Annotated in this window: 5 protein-coding genes; 3 read left to right on the top strand and 2 right to left on the bottom strand. The window is 70.3% G+C overall.

The annotated features are described in order from the left end of the window. Positions 1 to 120 precede the first annotated feature (120 nt). Positions 121 to 732: a helix-turn-helix domain-containing protein gene (locus AB0A63_RS40555; RefSeq protein WP_360402192.1), complete on the bottom strand. Its 612-nt coding sequence runs from the start codon at positions 730 to 732 to the stop codon at positions 121 to 123. Positions 733 to 955: 223 nt separating this feature from the next. On the opposite strand from AB0A63_RS40555, the gene AB0A63_RS40550 reads away from it, so the two are divergent. Then, entirely contained in the window at positions 956 to 1,831 is an 876-nt protein-coding gene (locus tag AB0A63_RS40550; protein WP_360402189.1) for an NAD(P)-binding domain-containing protein, read from the top strand. 29 nt (positions 1,832 to 1,860) lie between these two features. On the opposite strand, the gene AB0A63_RS40545 is transcribed toward AB0A63_RS40550, so the two are convergent. After that, complete coding sequence (locus tag AB0A63_RS40545) at positions 1,861 to 2,571, bottom strand: hypothetical protein (RefSeq protein ID WP_360402186.1); 711 nt, start codon at positions 2,569 to 2,571, stop codon at positions 1,861 to 1,863. Positions 2,572 to 2,813: 242 nt separating this feature from the next. Here AB0A63_RS40545 and rplJ point away from each other — a divergent pair, with 242 nt between their 5' ends. Together rplJ and rplL are read left to right on the top strand one after the other, a co-directional pair. Beyond that, the gene (gene rplJ, locus AB0A63_RS40540) at positions 2,814 to 3,368 is read left to right on the top strand and encodes a 50S ribosomal protein L10 (RefSeq protein WP_360402183.1); all 555 of its coding nucleotides are present in this window, start codon (positions 2,814 to 2,816) and stop codon (positions 3,366 to 3,368) included. A 56-nt stretch (positions 3,369 to 3,424) separates the two neighbouring features. Continuing rightward, positions 3,425 to 3,811: a 50S ribosomal protein L7/L12 gene (gene rplL / locus AB0A63_RS40535; RefSeq protein WP_360402180.1), complete on the top strand. Its 387-nt coding sequence runs from the start codon at positions 3,425 to 3,427 to the stop codon at positions 3,809 to 3,811. Positions 3,812 to 3,954 lie beyond the last annotated feature (143 nt).

Raw genomic sequence — 3,954 nt, 5'->3', positions numbered from 1 at the left:
AAACGCTCGGCTGGGACACCCCAGCCGAGCGCTTGACTAAACTCCTGACCAAAGCCAGTTGATCACCTGTGTTGCAACGACCCCTGGAATTCGCCGCCGGGGGCCTTTTGCCTGTGTCGCTCAGTGCTGCTCGACGGGCGGTGAGGCCCGCTTCCGCCGCTCCGGCTGCCACGCCTGCCGGTAGTCGCTGGGCGACACCCCGACCTGCTTCAGGAAGTGGTGCCGCAGGTTGTTCGCCGTGCCGATGCCGCTCAACGCCGCGATCTTCTCCACCGGCAGGTCGGTCGACTCCAGCAGCGCCTGCGCGCTGGCGATGCGTTCGTTGAGCAGCCACTGCAACGGCATGGTTCCGGTGGCCGCGTGCAGGCGGCGGTAGAACGTCCGCGGGCTCACGGCGGCGCGGCGGGCCAGGGCGTCGATGGTCAGCGGTTCGTCCAGGCGTTCGCGGGCCCAGTCGAGGGCCGCGGTCATGCCCGCGCTCGTGAGGACGTTGCCGTCGTCGACGTGGAGGACCGAGTCGTCGACCCGCACCGCGGGGTAGCGCTCGGCGAGCAGTGCGGTGTGCATCCAGTGGGCCGTTGCTCTGCGGCCGTCGAGGAGGCCCGCTTCGGCCAGTGCGAAGGCGCCGACGCAGAGGGAAACGATGCGGGCGCCGGCCTCGTGGGCCCCGCGGAGGGCGGAGACCAGGGCGGGTGGGACCGGGGCATTGTCCTCGATGACCTCCTCCGGCACCCACGGGACGATGACGGTGTCCGCTCGTGCGAGGGTCGGGGTGCGGCGTGCCGAAGACGGCCGCGGGGATGCCCAGTTCGTAGAGGTCCAGGACGCCGAAGTCGTCGGGCACGACCAGGGCGACGGAGCCGGCGGTCATGCGACCCAGCCTATGGCAGGAATTTGGTGGACGGGGGCATTCCGGTCACTGGTTGCGGTGATCACCGGTGGCGAAGCTGGAGCCATGACGACTGAGGCGATCACGGTGCTGGGGCTGGGCAACCTCGGACGTGCCGTGGCGGAGGCGTTCCTGCGGGGCGGGCACCCCACGACGGTGTGGAACCGTTCTGCCGCAAAGGCTTTGGCGCTCGTGGAGGGTGGTGCGACCGCGGCGGCCACCGTCGGGGAGGCGGTCGCGGCGGGTGAGCTCGTGGTCGTGGCCGTGCTCGACCAGCGGGCGGTGCGGGAGGTGCTGCACGGGGTGGACGTGCGGGGGCGGGTGTTGGTGAACCTCACCTCCGGCACGCCGGACGAGGCGCGCGCGGTGGCGCGGTGGGCCGGGGAGAACGGCGCGGAGTACCTGCACGGCGCGGTCTACGCGGTGCCGCAGACGATCGGGACCGCGGCGTCGTCGATCAACTGCAGCGGTTCCGCCGCGGTGCACGAGCGGTGGCGGGAGCGGTTGGGGCTGCTCGGGAAGGTCACGTTCCTCGGCGCCGACGCCGGGCGCGCGTCTGGGTACGACGTGGCGGTCCTGGCCGGGATGTACGGGCTGATCGGCGGGTTCCTGCACGCGGCGGCGCTGGCGCGGGCCGGTGGTATCAAGGCCACCGAGCTCACGCCGATGTTGTTGTCGTGGCTGGTGGACCTGCACCCCGCGCTGGTCGCGTTCGCCGAGGAGGTCGACTCGGCCGCCTACGCCGGCGGGGAGTCGAGCCTCGCGATGAACCAGAGCGGGCTGGCCACGCTGATCCGCGCCGCCGAGGCGCAGGGCGTGCCGTTCGCGGGGCTCGACGCCGTCAAGGCGCTGGTCGACCGGCAGGTCGCCGAAGGGCGGGGCGCGGAGAGCCTGGCCCGCGCCGTCGAGTCCCTCGGCGGCTCACCCCGGCGTGCGGGCTGACAGCAGGAACACCGGGCGAGCCGCCCTGCTCAACCGCAGGTGCTCGGGTTCCAGTCGGTGATGACCCAGCCGGAGCCGACCTTCTCGACGACGAACGTGCCCAGCCGCGGGCCGCCCTCGACGGTCAGCGCGCAGGAGTCGATGGTGACCTTGGTGGAGGTCGGGGTCTTCAGCATCTCGGGCGGGAACATGACCTGCTGGTACCGGTCGACGTTGGTGACCTGCGCCCGCAGCCCCTTCACCGCGGCGGCGCAATCGCTTGCGCCCTGGGCGTTCGCGAACTTCTGGCGGGTGTCGTCGCGCAGGATCAGCGTGCAGGCGCGGGTCGTGTCGGCGAAGGACACGTGCTTGTAGAACATGCCGACGGTGCCCTGCAGGCCCGCGGGTGCGGACAGTCCCTGTGCCGCACCGGTCACGCCGCCGCTGTCCTGCGCGATGTCGCCGGGGTCGTCGGTGCCGAAGAAGTGGTTGTAGGCCCAGATCGCCGAGCCCAGCACGACGAGGAACGTCAGCACGCGCCAGAAGAGCGCGCTGCCGAGGATGAACAGCACCCACCGCAGCCGGTTGCCGGGGCCCGGCCTGGGTGCCTGCGGCGCTTGGCCGGTGGCCTCCTGGTAGCGCTGGAACTCCTGGAAGCGCTGGAACTCCTGGAACTGCCGGAGCTGTTCGGGGTCCATCGGGGGCTGCGGCGGCTGCGGGGGCTGCCGGGGTGCGAGGTCCTTGCCGGGCTCGTCCGTCACAGGTCACATCATGCCGATTTGGAGTGGCCGTACACAGTCGAGTACTCTTTTCCTGGTTCTACCGAAGACCGCTGGTTTTCTCCGCGAGGAGAACGAAGGCCCCGTTGCAACACGGGCGGCCCGCGCAGGGAGGACGAGGCTCAGCTTGTCGTGACGCCCCGTGCTGCTTGTGCGCGTGGGCGTTTTTGTTGTTTCGGAGCCTTCTCGAACCGGCGGTCACCCAGCCCAGAGAGGAGGCGATCATGGCGAAGCCCAGCAAGGTTACGGCGGTCGCTGAGCTCGCGGACCAGTTCCGCAGCAGCTCGGCAGCGGTTGTCACCGAGTACCGTGGCCTCTCCATGGCGCAGCTCACGACGCTGCGTCGCGCTCTCGGCGCGGGCACCAAGTACACCGTCGCGAAGAACACGCTGGTCAAGCTGGCCGCCGCGGACGCCGGCATCGAGGGCCTCGAGGCTCTCCTGTCCGGTCCGACCGCCATCGCGTTCGTCGAGGGCGAGCCCGTCGACGCCGCCAAGGCGATCCGCGACTTCGCGAAGGACAACAAGGCCCTGATCATCAAGGGCGGCTTCATGGATGGCCGCCCGCTCTCGGTCGACGAGGTCACGGCTATCGCCGACCTCGAAAGCCGTGAGGTGCTGCTCGCGAAGCTCGCGGGCGCGATGAAGGGCAACCTGGCCAAGGCCGCGGGTCTGTTCAACGCCCCGGCTTCCCAGGTCGCTCGCCTGGCTGCTGCCCTGCAGGAGAAGAAGGCCGAGTCGGCTCCCGCCGCCGAAGCCGACGCTCCCGCCGAAAGCTGATCACCCGAAGACACACCCGACGCTTTCGCGCGGGAAATTAGAAAGGACCGCCGATCATGGCGAAGCTCAGCACCGAAGAGCTGCTCGACGCGTTCAAGGAGATGACCCTCCTGGAGCTGTCGGCGTTCGTGAAGCAGTTCGAGGAGACCTTCGAGGTCACCGCCGCGGCTCCGGTCGCCGTCGCTGCCGCCGGCCCGGCCGGCCCCGCCGCCGCCGAGGTCGAGGAGAAGGACGAGTTCGACGTCGTCCTCGAGTCCGCCGGTGACAAGAAGATCCAGGTCATCAAGGTCGTCCGCGAGGTCGTCTCGGGCCTGGGCCTGAAGGAGGCCAAGGAGCTGGTCGAGTCCGCTCCGAAGCCGATCCTCGAGGGTGTCGCGAAGGACGTCGCGGACGCCGCCAAGGAGAAGCTCGAGGCCGCCGGCGCCAAGATCACCCTCAAGTGATCCGGGCCCCCTCGGGGGCTTGGCGTTCAGCCGCTTGAAACGGGCGTGCACCCACAACGGGGGTGCACGCCCGTTTGCTTTTGCCGTCACGCGGGGGGGGCGCCGGAGCGACACGGTAAGGGCGGGGGGCCGCCGGCGGTATG

Origin of the sequence: Lentzea sp. NPDC042327 (assembly GCF_040647275.1) — a bacterium.
Taxonomy (GTDB): Bacteria; Actinomycetota; Actinomycetes; order Mycobacteriales; family Pseudonocardiaceae; genus Lentzea.
The sequence above is the reverse complement of the archived record's forward strand: the minus strand, read 5'-3'. Positions and strand labels throughout refer to the sequence as shown.